Below are 15,351 nucleotides of genomic sequence, written 5' to 3' on the forward strand. Positions count from 1 at the left end.
ACTCCGTCGTCTTCCTCGCCGACGGCCGACTCGCCGGACACCTCGACCGGCCCACCGTCGACGCCGTCGCCGAACGCCTCGCCCACCTCGGCGACGACACCATCAGCCGGCCGGCCGCCCCGACCGCCAACACCACGTACGCGGGGGTCTGAGCCATGTTCTCCCTCGCCATCAGCTCCATCCGCCGGCGCCCCGGACGCTTCATCGCCACCCTGCTCTCCACCTTCCTCGGCGCCGCCGTCATCATGACCTTCAGCTCGATGCACGACACCGCCGCGGCTCCGGGTGTCGACAGCCTCAGCAAGGAGCCCATCACCATCGCCGCGAACGTGGTCGGCGGCTACGGCGCCCTCCTCGTCTTCTTCGCCATCGCCTCCACCCTCACCGTCAACGTCCGCCAGCGCGGCGAGGAGATCGCACTGCTGCGCCGGAGCGGGGCAACTCCCGCCCAGATCAAGCGGATGGTGGTCTTCGAGGCCGCCTCGGTGGGGATCGCCGGAACGCTGCTGGCGATCGCCCCCGCGATGATCGGCGGCGAGCAACTGCTCAACGTCTTCAAGGACACCGGCCAGGTCGCCGACGGCGTCGACCACGTCTTCGGGCCCATCGCGCTCACCTTCGGCGCCGCCATCACGCTGCTGGCCTCCGTCGGCGCCGCGTTCCTCGCGGTCCGCCGGGCCACCAGGGAAGCCGCCGGGGGCCGCAAGTCCCGTGGCCGCGCGAAGAACGTCGCCGGCTTCGCCGCCCTCCTCCTCGGCGTCGGCGCCGTCGGCTCCACCTTCGCCATGGACAAGACGGACGTCGCCCTGATGGCCGCCCCCGGCTACGGCGCCATCCTGCTCGCCGCCGGCTTCGCGATCCTCTCGCCCGCACTGCTGCGCATCCTGCTCGGCGCCCTGTCGGGGCCGCTGACCCTGCTCACCGGCGCGAGCGGCTATCTGACCGTCCACAACATGCGGCAGCGCGCCACCCAGCTCTCCAGCGTGCTCATGCCGCTGATCCTCTTCATCAGCATCGCCTCGGCCATCTTCTACATGCAGATCATCGAGAACGACGCGGCCAAGGCCGCCGGGCTCACCCGGTCCAGCGACGACAAGAGCATCCAGACACTCAACTTCGTGATCGCCGGCATCATCGTGATCTTCGCCTGCATCATGCTGGTCAACAGCCTCTACGCGGCGACCACTTACCGCACCAGGGAGTTCGGCCAGCAGCGTCTGTCCGGCGCCACGCCGGGCCAGGTCCTCGGCATGATCGGTCTGGAATCGCTCATCCTGACCGTGTTCGGCGTGTTCTTCGCGACGCTGTCGGCGCTCGCCGGGATCGTCTCCTTCAGCATCGTCCGCACCGACACCGCCGTCCCGGACCAGAGCCTCACGATCTGGCTGGTCGTCGTCGGCATCGGCGCCGTGGCGACGATGGTCACCAGCGTGGGTACGGCCTACCGGGGCCTGCGGACCCCGGCCGTCGAGGCGGTGACGCTGGCGGCCTGACATGACACGACGTACAGCCGCAGAGGCGAGGGGCAGTCGCACCCAGCGACTGCCCCTCCGGGCGTCTCCGCCCGACCGGCCGCCTCACCCGGTGTCGTACGCGCACGGCGACACGACCGTGCCGCTGAACCGCTCCTGATAGTCCGACCAGTCGAAGGCAAGCCGGATGTCGCCCGGCTCGGTGGCGCCCTCGAAGCCCAGCACGTCGTACATCTCCTGGGAGATGCCGCCGATCCGGCCCGCTGCCGTCCTCGCCGGTCACCTCCTCCCCGTTGTTCATGTGATCGACGTTATTCCCGGATACCCGAATGTGGGGATCCGCTCATGTACTCATCTCGCGGCCGGGATTCTCCGACCCCGCTCGTATGCTCGGAGATATGACGACGAGCGTCCCGTCCGCGAACCCCGCCCCCACCGCCAACGCCATGCGCCGCGCCCTCAAACGTGCCAGGGACGGTGTCGCGCTCGACGCCGCTGAGGCCGCCGTCCTGCTCCAGGCCCGCGGCGACGACCTGTTGGACCTCGCCGCGTCCGCCGCGCGCGTGCGCGACGCCGGGCTCGAAGCCGTCGGGCGCCCCGGAGTCATCACGTACTCCCGCAAGGTCTTCATCCCGCTGACCCGCCTGTGCCGCGACAAGTGCCACTACTGCACCTTCGTCACCGTCCCCGGCAAACTCCGCCGCGCCGGGCACGGCATGTATCTGTCGCCCGACGAAGTCCTCGACATCGCCCGCGCGGGCGCCGAAATGGGCTGCAAGGAAGCGCTGTTCACGCTCGGCGACCGGCCCGAGGACCGCTGGCCCGAGGCGAAGGAGTGGCTGGCCGCCGAGGGGTACGACGACACGCTCGCGTACGTACGGGCCATGGCCATCCGCGTCCTGGAGGAGACCGGGCTCCTCCCGCACCTCAACCCCGGCGTGCTCAGCTGGACCGACTTCCAGCGGCTCAAACCCGTCGCGCCCAGCATGGGCATGATGCTGGAGACCACCGCCACCCGTCTCTGGTCCGAGCCCGGCGGCCCGCACCACGGCTCGCCGGACAAGGAACCCGCCGTACGGCTGCGGGTGCTCGAAGACGCCGGCCGGTCCAACGTCCCCTTCACCACCGGCATCCTGATCGGCATCGGCGAGGACTACGCGGAGCGCGCCGACTCCCTCTTCGAGCTGCGCCGCACCGCCCGCGCGTACCACGGCATCCAGGAAGTCATCGTCCAGAACTTCCGCGCCAAGCCCGACACCGCCATGCGCGCCATGCCCGACGCCGAACTGGAGGAGCTGGCCGCGACCATCGCCGTCGCCCGCCATCTCCTCGGCCCGGCCGCCCGGATCCAGGCCCCGCCCAACCTCGTGGACGAGGAGTACGCGCTCCTCATCGGCGCCGGCATCGACGACTGGGGCGGCGTCTCGCCCCTCACCCCCGACCACGTCAACCCCGAGCGCCCCTGGCCGCACATCGACCAGCTGGCCGAACGCACCGCCGCCGCCGGCTTCGAGCTACGCGAACGGCTCACGATCTACCCGGAGTTCATCGGGCGCGGCGAGCCCTGGCTCGACCCGCGTCTGCTGCCGCACGTGCGCGCGCTCGCCGACCCCGCGACGGGCCTCGCCCGCACCGACGTCACACCGGCCGGACTGCCCTGGCAGGAGCCCGACGAGGGCTTCACCGCCACCGGCCGCACCGACCTGCACCGCACCATCGACACCGAGGGCCGCACCGGCGACCGGCGCGACGACTTCGATCACGTGTACGGCGACTGGGACGCGCTGCGCGAGGCCGCCGCGCCCGGCATGGTGCCCCAGCGCATCGACACCGACGTCCGACAGGCCCTCACCCAGGCCGCCGCCGACCCGACGAAGCTCACCGACGACGAGGCACTCGCGCTGCTGCACGCGGACGGGCCCGCGCTCGACGCGCTGACCCGGATCGCCGACGAACTGCGCCGCGAGGTGGTCGGCGACGACGTCACGTACATCGTCACGCGCAACATCAACTTCACCAACGTCTGCTACACCGGCTGCCGTTTCTGCGCCTTCGCCCAGCGCCGTACGGACGCCGACGCGTACACCCTCTCCCTCGACCAGGTCGCCGACCGCGCCGCCCAGGCGTGGGACGTCGGCGCCGTCGAGGTGTGCATGCAGGGCGGCATCCACCCCGACCTGCCCGGCACCGCGTACTTCGACATCGCGCGCGCCGTGAAGGAGCGCGTCCCCGGCATGCATGTGCACGCCTTCTCGCCGATGGAGGTCGTCAACGGCGCGTCCCGCACCGGGATGTCCATCCGCGAATGGCTCACGGCCGCGAAGGAGGCCGGACTCGACTCGATCCCCGGCACGGCCGCCGAGATCCTGGACGACGAGGTGCGCTGGATCCTCACCAAGGGCAAGCTGCCGACGGCCACATGGATCGAGGTCGTGGAGACCGCGCACTCGCTGGGCATCCGCTCCAGCTCCACGATGATGTACGGGCATGTCGACCAGCCCCGGCACTGGCTGGGGCACTTCCGCACGCTGGCAGGCATGCAGCGCAAGGCGGTTGAAGCGGGCCGCGAGGGCTTCACCGAATTCGTCACGCTGCCCTTCATCCACACCAACGCGCCCGTCTATCTGGCCGGCATCGCCCGCCCCGGCCCGACGGCCCGCGACAACCGCGCGGTCATCGCGATGGCCCGGCTGCTCCTCCACCCGTACATCACCAACATCCAGACCAGTTGGGTCAAGCTCGGCACGGAAGGCGCCGCCGAGATGCTGCGCTCCGGGGCGAACGACCTCGGCGGGACACTGATGGAGGAGACCATCTCCCGGATGGCGGGCTCCAGTTACGGTTCGTACCGCTCGGTCAAGGACCTCGTCGCGATCGCCGAGGCCGCGGGCCGCCCGGCCAGACCGCGGACCACGCTGTACGGCGAGGTGCCCGAGGAGCGCGTACGGGCGGCGACGGCGTCCGACGGGCACCTGCCGGAGCTGCTGCCGCTGCTGCCCGCGGAGTGACACGGGGCCGGTGGCCGGGGGACGAACCGGCCACCGGCTCGCCCGTGCCCAACGGTCCGTTCCCGTTCGATTACAGTGCTGCGCCAGAGCGCGTTCCACGACACGGGAGGGAGGGACGCGTGAACAGGCCAGCCACCGCCATATGGGGCCGGGCGGAACAGCAGGACTTCCGCAGCCGGGTCCGTGGGTGCCTTCTCGGGGGAGCCATCGGCGACGCGCTGGGAGCGGGGGTCGACACGCTCACCCTGGACGAGACCAGGACCGCGCACGGCGCCGAGGGCGTCACCGACTTCGCCTCCGCGTACGGCCGGCGCGGCGCGGTCGCCGCCGCCACACAGCTGACCCTCTTCACCGTCGACGGCCTCATCCGCGCCCAGGTCCGGCGCGACATCGGCGCCTGGCACCCGCCGACCGACGTGCACCGCGCGTATCTGCGCTGGGCCGCCACCCAGAGCGACTGGGGGCCCGACGAGCGCCGCAAGGACAACGGCTGGCTCGCCCAGGAGGAGTGGCTGTACGCGCGCCGCGACCCCACCCGGTCCTGTCTGACCGGGCTGGCCGACGACGTGATGGGCACCCTGGAGAAGCCGAAGAACCCCACCGCGCGCGACGCGGGCGCGCTGGTGCGCTCGGCGCCGTTCGGGCTGCTGGTGGGCTGGGAGCCGGAGTTGGTCTGCCAGCTCGCCGTGGAGTGCGCGGCGCAGACGCACGGCCATCCCACGGCGTATCTGGCGGCCGGTGCCTTCGCGGTGATCGTGCACGGTGTCGCGCGCGGCGAGAGCGTCGAAGCGGCTGTGCAGCGGTCCCTGGCGCTGCTGGCCCAGCGCCCCGGCCATCAGCCCGTCACCGACGCGCTGGGGCAGGCACTCGGAGCCGTACGGCAGGGAATCCCGACACCGGGGCGGGTCGCGCTGCTCGCGGAGGGCGGGGCGGCGGAGGACTCGCTGGCGGTGGCCGTGTACTGCGCGCTGGTCGGCGAGGACATACGCCACGGTCTGCGGCTGTCCGTCAACCACGACGGGCCGTCCTCGGCGACGGGGGCGCTGAGCGGGGCGCTGCTCGGCGCGATGCACGGGGAGACGGCGCTGCCGCCCGCGTGGCTGGCGGAGTTGGAGGGCCGCGCGACGCTTCTGGAGATCGCGGACGACTTCGCGATGGAGATGACACAGGGCCCGGCGCTGCACGGCCCCTCGATGACGACGTCGGGCTGGCTGACGCGGTATCCGCGCGGCTGAGGGAGGGCGGTGCCGGGCCCGGTTGAGCGCGTCCGGGCCCGGCACCGGGCCGGGGAACAGGTCCGTCAGCCGGAAGCGCCCTCGCGGCCGGGCTGCTTCGCGTCACCCGGCTCCGCCGGCATGGGCACCGCCGCGAGCGCGGCCGGGCCGTCGTCGTCGTTGTTGATCTTCTCCAGTACGGCGTCCCGCTCCGGTGTGTCCTCCGGCTTGACGAAGCCGATCACGACGTAGAGGACGAGCGAGACGGCGAGCGGGATCGACACCTGGTACTGAAGCGGCACCCCGCCGTCCACGTTCCAGCTGATCGGGTAGTTGACCAGCCAGAAGGTGACCAGCCCGACAGCCCAGCTGATCAGCGCGGCCGTGGGCCCGCTCCTGCGGAACCAGGGCAGCAGACCCAGCATCAGCGGAATCGCGATCGGCCCCATCAGTCCGGCGACCCACTTGATGACGACGGTGATGATGTCGCCGAAGAAGGGCGAGTTGACCTGCGTCGCGATGGCCATCGACAGACCCAGGAAGAGCAGCGTCGTCCAGCGGGCGGCCAGCAGCCCGGCACGGGTGTCCCACTCCCGTACCCTGCGCGACACGGCGGGCATGATGTCGCGGGTCACGACCGCCGCGATGGCGTTCGCGTCCGACGAGCACATGGCCATCGTGTGCGAGAAGAAACCGACGATGACCAGACCCAGCAGGCCGTGCGGCAGCAGCTGCTCGGCCATCAGCGCGTAGCTGTCGGCCGGCACGTCCGTGTCGATGAGGACCGGCGCGACCCACATCGGGAAGAACAGCACCAGCGGCCAGACCAGCCACAGCACCGCCGACAGGGCGCCGGAGCGGGTCGCGGACCTGGCGGAGTCGGTGGCCATGTAGCGCTGCGCCTGGTTCCACATGCCGCCGTTGTACTCGAAGGTCTTGATGAACAGATACGCGATGAGGAAGACCATCATGTACGGCCCGGCCAACGGCTCGGTGTGGCCCTGGAGTTCGGGCTCGTCCCAGACGTTCCACAGGCTGCTGAACCCGCCCAGCTCCGCCATGACGGCCACGAGCATCGCGATGCCCGCGACGAACTGGATGATGAACTGGCCCAGTTCGGTCAGCGCGTCGGCCCACAGCCCGCCCACGGTGCAGTAGACGGCGGTGACCGCGCCGGTGATCAGGATGCCCATGTTCAGAGAGACACCGGTGAAGACGGACAACAGGGTCGCGATGGCGGCCCACTTGGCGCCGACGTCCACGATCTTCAGCAGCACACCCGACCAGGCGAGCGCCTGCTGGGTGGGCAGGTTGTAGCGGTTCTTCAGATACTCCAGCGGCGAGGAGACACGCAGCCGCGAGCGCACCCGGTTGAGCCGGGGGGCGAACAGCCGGGCCCCGATCGCGATGCCGATGGCGATGGGGAACGACCAGGTGACGTACGACGTGACGCCGTAGGTGTAGGCGATGGCCGCGTACCCGGTGAACATCACCGCGCTGTAGCCGGACATGTGGTGCGAGATGCCGGACAGCCACCACGGCATCTTGCCGCCGGCCGTGAAGTAGTCATGGACGTCGCCCACGCGCTTGTGGGACCAGACGCCGATCGCGACCATCACGCCGAAGTATCCGATGAGCACGGTCCAGTCGAGACTGTTCATGTGCCCCCTCCAGGGGTCCGCCATGTGAACATGGATGCGCTCCGTCAGAGTGCGTCCGGTCAGCGGAGCCCCCGTGCGGGAGTGGGGACTTCGGGGATTGAACCGCTACTCGCAGCGATGGGTCAAGAGTTCTATCGGTCATAGACGTGAATGGAAATCAGAAAGCCGAACCATTTTGCTAGTTCTTGACCTGGCGGGGCGTTGTCGTGAACGTGACGGGAACCACACGATGGGCGGGCACTCCGTCAGAACGCGGTGGCACGGCGGCAACGCAACAGAACGACCGCACGGGATGCGGGTCCCGTGCGGCCGATTCGAGAGGGATCTCGTTGTGAAGTGAGGGCATGGCCGAGCCCTCTCGGCCAGGACGGCGGACCGGTCGAGAGGGCTCAATCCGAGCTGTGACGTTGTGTGTTGTGGGGTGATGTGGGGTGTGTGGTTGTGGTGTGGGGGTGCGTGGGGGGCTCAGCCGAGGTCGAAAGCGCCCTGGTTCATCTCCTGCACGAATGTGGTCCACGCTCCGGGGACAAAGGTGATCGACGGACCTTCCGGCGCCTTCGAGTCCCGTACGGCAATTGCCCGCATCACGGGAGACTTGACTTCGACGCACGCGCCGTTTCCGCCGGAGTACGAGGACTTCGTCCAGGTGTCCGTAGCGCCCTGAAGAATTGCCATGTTCGGTTCGCTCCGATTCAGCAAGTGGTGTCAATGCGCCAACTTCTTGCTGGCAAGATCGACGCTACTAGCCGGGATCCGTCCGTGGGATGGCCGTTCACTCGACCGGATGAGATATACCGGTGGACTCTTACGATATGAGTCCACCGGGTGTATTCTGCCGCGCCCGCGCCACTCTTCCCGAACTGTCTTCCCGAACTGCCTTAGCGGGCGTATCCCTTGGCGATGTCCGAGACGAACTCGCGGGTCTGGTCCACATTCAGCGCCTGCGCGCGAAGATGTTCGTACATCACGCTGTACTTCTGGACGTCGTTCGCCTTCTCCAGATAGAGGTCACTCGTGACGCCCTCGATGTAGACCACGCTGGAATCCGTGGCGTCCGGGAATTCGAGGATCGCGTAATGCCCGCTGATGCCGGGATGGGCGCCCATGTCGAACGGCAGCACCTGCACCGTGACATGGGGGAGTTGGGACAGTTCCACCAGGTACTCCAGCTGCTCACGCATCAGATGCTTGCCGCCGACCACGCGGCGCAGCGCCGACTCGTCGATCACGGCCCACAGCCGCAGCGGCTGTTCGGGCGCGTTGATCCGCTCCTGGCGGCGTACGCGAACGCTGACGCGCTTCTCGACGTCCGTCGGCGAGGTCTCCGGGAGCGCGCCGGTGATCAGGGCCTCCGCGTAGCCCCGTGTCTGGAGCAGGCCCGGCACGACCTGCGGCTCGTAGACGCGCAGTGAGGCCGCGTCCGTCTCCAGGCCGATGTAGACGCTGTACGGGATATCGCCGAAGGCATGCCACCAGCCTTGCTGGCGTGAGTCCTTGGCCATTTGCATCAGCGATTCGACAATGCGGTTGTCCTCGACCTCGTACACACCGCAGAGGTCGCGGACATCGCGCTGGCTGATGGAACGGCGACCGTTCTCAAGGCGGCTGATCTTCGACTGCGAGACCAGCAGGCGCTCCGCCACCTCCTCGGCCGTCATGCCTTTCAGCTCGCGGAGCCGGCGCAACTCCTGGCCCAATCGGCGTCGCCTGACGGTGGGATTGACACTGGACGCCACGGAAACGGCACCTCCTGCTGAGTAACTGCGTAGCTCTGTGTGTCTACGTCTCAGCAGACTGCCACCGATGGCCCCAACTGCGCTGGAAAACGGCCACAGAGGGGAAAGCGCGGGCCGTGATTGGACATACCGCTGCGGACCCTGTAACCGGGCGCGCGACGCGCGGGGCAGCCGATGGTACGGCTGGCCCCGCGCGTCTCTTGCGGCTCCCGAACCGGGTCTCTGGGGACGTCGGCGCGGCGGAACGCGGTCCTTTTCAGTGCGCCGCGACGCGGGCCATGCTCCCGCGGTGCGGTTGCATCGGGACGGCCGGCGGTCGGCCTCCCGGTGCGGGATTGCGGCGCGGCTGTGCGGCCACGCCGTTCTGAACGTCCATGACGGCGTGCGCCACGAGACCGCCCATGGGGTCGTGCCGGATCAGGTCCCGGAGCCGGGAGCGCGACGAGCGCCCCTCGTTACCGGGGTACAGGTGCTTGCCGAGTCCGACCGCGTGGGCCAGTGCGGCGAGCGCCGCGGTCCGCGGGTCCGGCGGTACGCCGGTGCGGATCGCACTGTCCAGCCGTGACCTGATGTCGCGGCTGATCGCCGTCTCCGTCGCCTGGTAGCGAGTCGTCGGCAGTACTCCGCACATCTGGCCCGCCACGGCATGGACCATGCCGCACCGCTCCAGATGCGAGAGGTAAATCTGGCGCAGCCCCAGTCGGGGCCCGCCGATCCAGTGAACTGCGCGAACCGGACTGCCACGTCTGCGCAGCAGTTCCAGCGCGGAGTCCAAAGTCGGATCTCCGGTCGGCCGTGGCATCACCACGGCGATACGATCCCCGTCAGGGGCTATCCGTCCTGCCAGAGCCAGCTCCACTAGCTGTGCTCCGGCCAGGCCGAGGTCGAGCGACTGCGGCTGCGCTGTGGTACCCGTGGCCGGGTCCAGAGCGAGCAGCAGAAGCTCCTCCGGAATTGTTCTGCGGCTCCTGCCCATCCATGCCTCCCCGCGTGGATGAATGACAGGGTGACCCCTCTCACATTGGTCTGTCGAGGGTGCCTGGTCGCTTTGTGCGGGAACCGTTATGTATGTCGTTCTCGTCTTGCGGTCGGGCTGTGGTTTCACACAGGACACTGATATTCGGTTCGGAGAGTGCGGCGGTGGAGCGCGCGAGCGCGCTCGCGAGGGCCGCACACGCATGAGGAGGCACGGTGGCGGGCGAGTCCCCCGACAGGTCGGAGCAGCGGAAGTCGTCGGGGGAGGCGACGGCGACTCGGGAGAAGGACCCGAGGTTGGCGGTCTTCCGTGAGTCGGGTGCCACTGCCGGGGAGGCGGAACCGGGCGACGCCGACACACCCAAGGACGCGCCACCGACGTCCGCCGGTTCCTCGAACGCCCCGGAGCCCGCTGCCGACCGGTCGACGGCGGTTTTCACGGTCCGGGGGACGACGGACGACATGGAGGTTGCCTCCGAGGCTCCTGAGGCCGCTGAGGCGCATGTGACGGCTTCTGAGGGGCCGGAACGCGAGGGGGAGGCCGGGCCCGCCGCCGACGAGGAGCCGGTACGACCTGCGGGCGCGGGGGCAACGCCCCCGAAGGGCTCGCCCGAGCCGGATCCCGAACGCGAACGGGAGCCCGAACTGGAATCCAGGACTGAACCCAAGTCCGCCCCACCAACGGAGCCGACGCCGGAGCCCGAGCCCGCGAAGCCGGTTACTGGGCCGGGGCCCGGCCTCGCTTCGGCGCCTGCCCGGCGAGCGGCCGAGAAGCCCGAGCCTGCGATGCCGGCTGACGGACGTGAGCGGCCGGGCGAAGCCACTCCGGCGGAGCCGGAGCCCGGCCTCGCTTCGGCGCCTGCCCGGCGAGCGGCCGAGGTGCCTGAGCCTGCGCAGTCGGCTGATGGGCGTGAGCGGCCGGCCGAAGTCACGTCGGCGGAGCCGGATGCGAAGGCCGCGTCGACGTCGGAGCGGGGGCCCGCTCAGAGCGGGGCCGGTGAGGCCGTACCCGCGGCTGCGCCGGAGGCTGAAGTCACCCCGGCGGAGCCGGAAGTGGCGCCCGCGCCCGCTCAGCTGGGTGCTGGCGAGGCGAGCGACCAACCTGGCGTTGATCGGAAGACGGCCGTCTTCCGGGCGCTGACGCCTGAGTCCGCGTCGGGGGCTGAGACCCCCTCGGCGAAGCCGGATGCGGAGTCGGCCCCCGCGCAGCCGGTTGCTGGGCCTGAGCTGCCGGCTGAAGTCCCTTCGGCGAAGCCGGAGCCCGGCCTCGCTTCGGCGCCTGCCCAGCGGGCGGCCGAGGAGCCCGAGCCTGCGCCTGCGAAGCCGGTTGACGGGCCTGAGCGGTCGGCGGAAGCCACTCCGGCGGAGCCGGATGCGAAGGCCGCGTCGGCGTCGGAGTGGGAGCCCGCTCCGAGCGGGGCCGGCGAGGACGTACCCGCGGCTGCGCCGACGGCTGAAGTCACCCCGGCGGAGCCGGAAGCGGAGCCCGCGCCGGCTCAGTCGGGGGCTGACGAGGCGAGCGACCAACCTGGCGTCGATCGGAAGACGGCCGTCTTCCGGGCGTTGGCGTCCGAGTCTGCCCGGCCGGGGGGCGATGAGTCCGCGCCGGAGGCCGAGACCCCCTCGGCGAAGCCGGATGCGGAGTCCGCCCCCGCGAAGCCGGCTGCTGGGCCCGAGCTGCCGGCTGAAGCTCCTTCGGCGGAGCCGGAAGCGGCTCCCGCGCCCGCCCCGACGGCGGACGCCGGCCCCGCCGAGCCCGGTGTAGATCGGAAGACCGCCGTCTTCAAAGCGGTCAAGCAGCCCGGTGTCGATCAGCCCACCGCCATGCTGAAGCTGCCGCCGCAGCCGCCCGCCGCGCCCGCGCAGACCGAGCTTCCCGCCGAACGCACCAGCAAATTCGTGCCCCTGCTCCCCGACGAGGTGCGCGTTCCCGCCAAGCCGCCGGAGGCGCAGGGCGGGGTCGTCGAGGTTGAGCGGACGCGGCAGCAGCCCATGCCGCCGTTGCCTCCGCTCGATCTGCTCGCCGAGCTGACCAACAAGCCGGCGCCGCCCGAGACGCCGACCCGTACCGTCGTCAGGCGGGTCAAGATCTGGACGCCGCTGCTCGTGCTCGTGCTGGTCGTCTTTGCGGTCGTACAGGGCGTACGCCCGCTCCCGACGCCCTCGTTGAACCTGACGACGAAGTCGACGTACGCCTTCGAGGGCGACAAGCCCGCTCTGCCCTGGCCCGGTGAGGGGCAGGGTTACATGGCGGCGACCGGGCTCGGCACCGTCGACTCGTTCGGGGAGCAGAAGGCCGTGCCGATCGGCAGTGTGGCCAAGGCGATGACCGCGTACGTCGTCCTGAAGGACAAGCCCCTGAAGAAGGGCGCCAAGGGCCCCTCCATCACGGTCGACGCGAAGGCCGAGGAGGACGGCGGGCTAGACGCGCAGGGTGAGTCGACGCTCAACACCGTGAAGGAGGGCGACACGCTCACGCTGCACGACGCGCTGGCCGCCCTCATGATCCCGTCCGCGAACAACATCGCGCGGCTGCTGGCCCGTTGGGACTCGAACGGTTCCGAGGAGGCGTTCGTCAAGAAGATGAACGACACCGCCCAGGAGCTGGGCATGAAGAACACCAAGTACACCGACCCCTCCGGCCTGGACGCCACGACGGTGAGTTCCGCCGAGGACCAGGTCAAGCTCGGCCAGAAGCTGGTGGAGATCGAGGCGCTGATGGACATCACCAAGCTCCCCGAGTGGACGGACCCCTCCGGCAAGCTCTGGCGGAACTACAACACCCTCGTCCCGTACGACGGCGCTCTCGGCATCAAGACCGGTTCGACCACCAAGGCCGGCGGCAATCTCCTCTTCGCCGCGCACAAGACGGTCGGCGACACCGACCAGCTGATCGTCGGCGCGGTCCTCGGCCAGCACCAGGCGCCGATCATCGACACCGTCAACGCGGTGAGCAAGGACGTCATGCTCGCGACCCAGGACGAGTTGGAGAGCGCGACGATAGTGAAGAAGGGCGCGGTCGTCGGCGAGGTCGACAACGGCATGGGGACGACCGTGCCGGTCGTCGCCACCGAGGACGTGAAGGCCGTCGGCTGGTCGGGCCTCACCGTCAAGCTCGAACTGATCGGCAACGGCAAGGACGTACCGCGTTCCGCCGCCGCCGGGACGCACGTCGGCCTTCTCACCGTGGGCGAGGGCAAGAGCCAGGTGAAGGTGGCCGTCGCCCTCCAGAGCGACCTGGCCGAGGCGTCGTTCGGCGACAAGCTGACGCGGGTCGGCTGAGCCCCCGTCCGCCCGCCGGTACGGGAGGGCGCCGGAAACGGCGTCCTCCCCGCCCCCGGCCGCGTGCTAGCGTCCGAAGATCAGGGCAGCCAGGCAACTCGGGACGCGGGGACGGCGTCCTTACTTCTTCCAGGTCCGGACGGACCGCTGGGGGGCCGGCACACCGGGCTGACGGTGAGACGGGGAGAGTCGCAGTGACCACCGCTGAGCCGACGCGCGCCGACGGCAGCATCACCGAGCCCACCGGCGCGGCCGGGCCGCCGGATTCCGTACCCGAGCCCGCCAAGGACCTGCGCAGCCGCGTGCTGCGGCACCCCGTCCTGCTCACCGGCACGGTCGCCGGGGCCGTACACCTGCTCTGGTTCTTCTTCTTCGCGAACAGCGGCGGCGACATCGCCGCGCAGGACGCCTGGGCCGAGTTCGTCGGCCGCCACCCGGACTCCGCGTACAACCTCGCCTGGTACGGCGGGATGCACCCCGTCTCGTACAGCGTCGTCTCGCCCTACCTGATGTCGCTGCTCGGCGTCCGTACGACGATGATCATCGTCGGTACGGTCTCGGCCGCCCTGACCTCGCTGATCCTCTACCGCGTCAAGGCCGTCCGGAATCCGCTGGCGTGCTCGTTCGCCGGCGTCTTCGCGTTCCTCTGCAACGCGCTCTCCGGCCGCGTGACCTTCGGTCTCGGCACGATGTTCGCGCTCGGCGCCGTCGCCGCCGTCTTCTGCTGGCCGCATCGCTGGCGCTACAAGCGCTGGGCCAAGGCCGTGGTCGCCGCGCCCCTCGCCGGGCTGGCGACGGCCGCGAGCCCGGTGGCGGGGCTGTTCCTCGGTGTCGTCGCCGCCGCGCTCTTCCTCAACAACCGGCGTCCCGGCGCGTACGCGATCGGGCTCGCCCCCGTCGCCGTCGTCGCGCTCTCCGCCTGGCTGTTCCCGTTCTCCGGCACGCAGCCGATGTCGCTCGGGACGGCGTCGATGCCCTTCATCTTCTCCGTCCTCACCTTCTTCCTCGTGCCGCGCGCTTGGCGCACCGTCCGTACCGCCGCCGCCGTCTACGGCATCGGGGTGCTGCTGACCTGGGTGATCGACTCGCAGATCGGCTCCAACGTCTCGCGGCTCGCGATGATCGTCGGCGGCGTGGTGCTGCTCGCCGCGCTGCCGTACACGTCCCCGCGCTCACGCAGGTGGTACGCGCTGGTGCTGGCCTTCGCCGGGCTCAACTTCTGGATCGGGTACAAGGGCGTCGACGACATCATCCGCACCGCGCCCACCGCGTCCTGGGCGCGTGAACTGGCCCCGCTGGTCAACGAGTTGCAGGAGGTCGGCGCCGAGCGCGGGCGGGTGGAGGTCGTCCCGGCCAGCAGCCACCGCGAGGCGTCGGCGCTCGCGCCGTACGTCAACCTGGCCCGCGGCTGGAACCGGCAGGCCGACATGGAGCGCAACCCGCTCTTCTACGACGGCAGCCTCACCGACGACAACTACCGTGCCTGGCTGGACCGGTGGGCCGTCCGCTACGTCGTGCTGCCCAAGGGCCGGCCCGACAACGGCGCGGGCCTGGAGGCGGAGCTGGTGCAGCGGGGCCTGCCCTATCTGACCCATCTGTGGGGCGACGCCAACTGGCAGCTCTACGAGGTCCAGGACCCGATGCCGCTCGCCGATCCGCCGGCGGTCGTGCGGCGGGCGTCGGCGGACGAGCTGACCATAGTGGTGAAGACCGCCGGGAAGGTGCTGATCCGTATCCCGTACTCGCGCTGGCTCGCCGTGGTGGACGAGAAGGGCGAGAGCCTGGACCGGCCGGAGGAGACGGCCGCGTCCAAGGCGGACGGGGAGAGTCCCAAGAGGTTCACCAACCCCAACGGGTGTCTGTTCCGGGCCGAGAAGAACGCCGACGGCGACGAGTGGACGGAGCTGCTGGCCCCGCGCCCGGGGACGTACCGCGTCGCCGCCCCGTATCAGCTCCGGCCCGGCACGCCCTGCCCGGACGAACTGCGGGACGCCGACTGAACG

10 protein-coding genes are annotated in these 15,351 nt (G+C 70.3%); 5 read left to right on the forward strand and 5 right to left on the reverse strand.

What is annotated here, in order from left to right; genetic code table 11:
* Nucleotides 1-155 precede the first annotated feature (155 nt).
* Nucleotides 156-1,493 (forward strand): FtsX-like permease family protein, encoded by a 1,338-nt coding sequence (locus tag ACIBLA_RS31660; RefSeq protein WP_399200593.1) that lies wholly within the window; start codon nucleotides 156-158, stop codon nucleotides 1,491-1,493.
* An 84-nt stretch (nucleotides 1,494-1,577) separates the two neighbouring features.
* On the opposite strand, the gene ACIBLA_RS31665 is transcribed toward ACIBLA_RS31660, so the two are convergent.
* Nucleotides 1,578-1,706 (reverse strand): hypothetical protein, encoded by a 129-nt coding sequence (locus ACIBLA_RS31665; protein ID WP_363245272.1) that lies wholly within the window; start codon nucleotides 1,704-1,706, stop codon nucleotides 1,578-1,580.
* A 152-nt stretch (nucleotides 1,707-1,858) separates the two neighbouring features.
* On the opposite strand from ACIBLA_RS31665, the gene ACIBLA_RS31670 reads away from it, so the two are divergent.
* A complete protein-coding gene (locus ACIBLA_RS31670; protein ID WP_399200594.1) occupies nucleotides 1,859-4,480 on the forward strand; it encodes a bifunctional FO biosynthesis protein CofGH in 2,622 nt (873 codons plus the stop codon).
* Between the two features lie 119 nt (nucleotides 4,481-4,599).
* Nucleotides 4,600-5,715, forward strand: a complete 1,116-nt coding sequence (locus tag ACIBLA_RS31675) for an ADP-ribosylglycohydrolase family protein (protein ID WP_363245274.1) — start codon at nucleotides 4,600-4,602, stop codon at nucleotides 5,713-5,715.
* Nucleotides 5,716-5,780: 65 nt separating this feature from the next.
* Here ACIBLA_RS31675 and ACIBLA_RS31680 read toward each other — a convergent pair whose 3' ends face one another.
* From ACIBLA_RS31680 to ACIBLA_RS31695, 4 genes are all read right to left on the reverse strand, one after another.
* Nucleotides 5,781-7,355, reverse strand: coding sequence for a sodium:solute symporter family protein (locus ACIBLA_RS31680; protein ID WP_399200595.1), 1,575 nt, complete (start codon nucleotides 7,353-7,355; stop codon nucleotides 5,781-5,783).
* Between the two features lie 465 nt (nucleotides 7,356-7,820).
* Nucleotides 7,821-8,030, reverse strand: coding sequence for a DUF397 domain-containing protein (locus ACIBLA_RS31685; protein WP_363245276.1), 210 nt, complete (start codon nucleotides 8,028-8,030; stop codon nucleotides 7,821-7,823).
* A 203-nt stretch (nucleotides 8,031-8,233) separates the two neighbouring features.
* Nucleotides 8,234-9,091, reverse strand: a complete 858-nt coding sequence (locus tag ACIBLA_RS31690; protein ID WP_363245277.1) for a helix-turn-helix transcriptional regulator — start codon at nucleotides 9,089-9,091, stop codon at nucleotides 8,234-8,236.
* Between the two features lie 256 nt (nucleotides 9,092-9,347).
* A complete protein-coding gene (locus tag ACIBLA_RS31695; RefSeq protein WP_242571894.1) occupies nucleotides 9,348-10,067 on the reverse strand; it encodes a GPP34 family phosphoprotein in 720 nt (239 codons plus the stop codon).
* Between the two features lie 1,562 nt (nucleotides 10,068-11,629).
* Here ACIBLA_RS31695 and ACIBLA_RS31700 point away from each other — a divergent pair.
* Together ACIBLA_RS31700 and ACIBLA_RS31705 are read left to right on the forward strand one after the other, a co-directional pair.
* The gene (locus ACIBLA_RS31700) at nucleotides 11,630-13,348 is read left to right on the forward strand and encodes a serine hydrolase (protein ID WP_399200597.1); all 1,719 of its coding nucleotides are present in this window, start codon (nucleotides 11,630-11,632) and stop codon (nucleotides 13,346-13,348) included.
* 194 nt (nucleotides 13,349-13,542) lie between these two features.
* Nucleotides 13,543-15,348 (forward strand): MFS transporter, encoded by a 1,806-nt coding sequence (locus tag ACIBLA_RS31705; RefSeq protein WP_399200598.1) that lies wholly within the window; start codon nucleotides 13,543-13,545, stop codon nucleotides 15,346-15,348.
* The last annotated feature ends 3 nt before the right edge of the window (nucleotides 15,349-15,351 follow it).

Origin of the sequence: Streptomyces sp. NPDC050433, from assembly GCF_044458565.1 — a bacterium.
In the GTDB taxonomy this organism is placed as follows: domain Bacteria; phylum Actinomycetota; class Actinomycetes; order Streptomycetales; family Streptomycetaceae; genus Streptomyces.

Bases quoted from the DNA above. Each gene is read 5' to 3' on its own strand.
- ACIBLA_RS31660 (WP_399200593.1), top strand. From the start codon at position 156: ATGTTCTCCCTCGCCATCAGCTCCATCCGCCGGCGCCCCGGACGCTTC.
- ACIBLA_RS31665 (WP_363245272.1), bottom strand. From the start codon at position 1,706: ATGTACGACGTGCTGGGCTTCGAGGGCGCCACCGAGCCGGGCGACATC.
- ACIBLA_RS31670 (WP_399200594.1), top strand. From the start codon at position 1,859: ATGCTCGGAGATATGACGACGAGCGTCCCGTCCGCGAACCCCGCCCCC.
- ACIBLA_RS31680 (WP_399200595.1), bottom strand. From the start codon at position 7,355: ATGAACAGTCTCGACTGGACCGTGCTCATCGGATACTTCGGCGTGATG.
- ACIBLA_RS31685 (WP_363245276.1), bottom strand. From the start codon at position 8,030: ATGGCAATTCTTCAGGGCGCTACGGACACCTGGACGAAGTCCTCGTAC.
- ACIBLA_RS31695 (WP_242571894.1), bottom strand. From the start codon at position 10,067: ATGGGCAGGAGCCGCAGAACAATTCCGGAGGAGCTTCTGCTGCTCGCT.